Annotated in this window: 1 protein-coding gene; it reads right to left on the bottom strand. The window is 38.1% G+C overall.

What is annotated here, in order from left to right; translation table 11 throughout:
• Positions 1-198, bottom strand: a 198-nt coding sequence (locus ACRC28_RS17295; RefSeq protein ID WP_438544697.1) for a hypothetical protein, incomplete at its 3' end; no start/stop codon positions are given.
• Positions 199-2,167: the final 1,969 nt, after the last annotated feature.

Genomic DNA, 2,167 nt, shown 5'->3' with positions numbered 1-2,167 from the left:
TAAAGAACAGATTAAGTTCGTTGGCCCTGTCCAAGCTGAAACTCCTCTGCTGCCAGTCGATCTGAAGCCAGTGATGGTCTTCATGCCGCTCCAGACCTCCCTCATGTTGTTCTGCTGGAGTTTCTGCTCCAGCTTCCTCCTGTACTTCTCCTTGGCCTCCCTGATTTTCACCTTCAGGTCAGCCTGGATTGCCCTCACCTCCTCCCTATTACCATCAGTAAAGGCCCTCCTCTTGGCATTCAGAATGTCCTTGATGTCCTTTGTTATATAACATCAAATTTAAATTTAATCAGTAATTAAACATCATGGTTATAAAGCAGAAACTAAAAGTGTCAGTTTTGTGCCATACATAGATAGATGACACAATTACGTGGTTTGGAACCAGTTACTGGTATGTTTAATGTTTTATTACTGATTAAATTTAATCCATAGCAGAGTATCATATTATATAAACTGATTATATGTTTGTTTGTAAAATTTGAATCTGTAAAGTAACTGTCACATAAATGTGGTAAAAAGTACAATATTTCCCTCTGAAATGTAGTCAAGTAGAAGTATTAAGCAGCATGATATTGAAATACTCAAGTAAAAGTACCTCAAAATTGTACTTAATTACAGTACTTGAGTAAATGTACTTAGTTACTTTCCACCACTGTATGTCGGCCTCCTCTGCTTTGATTGTGACCAGTATTTTTTTTAATCTGACCCCCAGCGTCATAGAAGTGAAACCCCAAATCACCGTAGTACACCTTTTTAAATTCCATTTCACAGAAAGCTAAACTCACAACAAGGATATTTTGGTTTTCACAGTTTACTGACATTGTTTTACATGAGTTCTGGGTGATGTGATCTTCCATCAAAGATCTCTCTCACTGCCGCTCGGGGCCGACACTTTCATGGACATCATGATTGAAATGTCGTGTACATTTGTGAGGTCACAGGGTGCATGGAAACACAAGCAGAAATACAAAAAGCCTCATGTCAAACCAGTCACACAACCCTCATCATGAGCTCATCACACCCACACATTAACTCCCTTCCTGACATCATACAGAGACAAACCTGAGCACAAGACGTTATAGCGCAGATGTACAGAAGGACACAGTCCCTCAGAGCTGACCAACAACAGACTGCAGGCCAGCAGTATTGCAGCTAGACCAACTAGACTTGCACACACCCCTGAAAGAAACAGAAACAGTCAAAACTTAAGATTCAGGACCAGACCCACACAGAACTTGAAGAGCATAATCTCAAGTGCTTTAAGGTTTTCAGTCATAACATTTACTTCAAGTCAAGAGAGTTGTTTTTGTAAAGAAATTCTTTTCTTTTTTGTTTTCTAATGTTTATCCTTAAGACAACAAAACATGTTAAATAGAAGTGAAAGTAAAGTTATTTTTTAAAAACTCAGATAACCTCATACCCTCTCAGATGAACTCTTTAAAGGAATTATTCAACATTATACTTTTTACTGTGAGCGAGACAAGAAAATGAATATTAATCTCATGCCTGTGTGTTAAATACAGTCAGGAGGTGGTTAGCATAGCTTAGCATAAAGACTGGGGGCTGCTAGCCTGACTCAGGCCAAGGTTTTAATAAATGGCTCCCAACACATGTAAAACTCACAAATTAACATGTTTTATCTCATCTGTTTAATCTGTACATAAACAGAAATGTGAATACATCAGTTTGTGCAGAAACTATTTCTTGTTGAAGAACAGTCGGTGACTGTGTGCAATTTCCTGAAGTCTTGCTGTCACAGTGAGGTTGCCAGGTTTGGTACCATCATGCCTGTCCAGAGACCAAAACCAGAACCTGTGCTCACCGACTGTATCTGGCAATGCACTATAGACCCATCAGAGCCACTGCACAGAAGTAATGGGCGGATGGATACACTGCAAGAAATAGTTCACCCTTAAAACCACTATTTGTCATTTTTGCATCACTGTGTATGGATTAAATAAACGAGATACAACATGTTAATCAATGCGCTTTAGAGAGAGGGAGGCACAATGCAAATACCACCTAGAATTTTTAAAAATAATAATAATGTAATTGTAGTGGTAATATTAATAAATTATTAATAATAATAATAATAGGAATGGCAGCTTTAGGAATTATAATGTCAATATTAGTAGCAGAGCCAATAATAACAACTGTAGTAGCAGCT

It is taken from the genome of Clostridium sp. (assembly GCF_051650885.1).
In the GTDB taxonomy this organism is placed as follows: Bacteria; Bacillota; Clostridia; order Clostridiales; family Clostridiaceae; genus Clostridium.
Note: the sequence above shows the minus strand (reverse complement) of the source record. Positions and strands in the feature narration are given on the sequence as shown.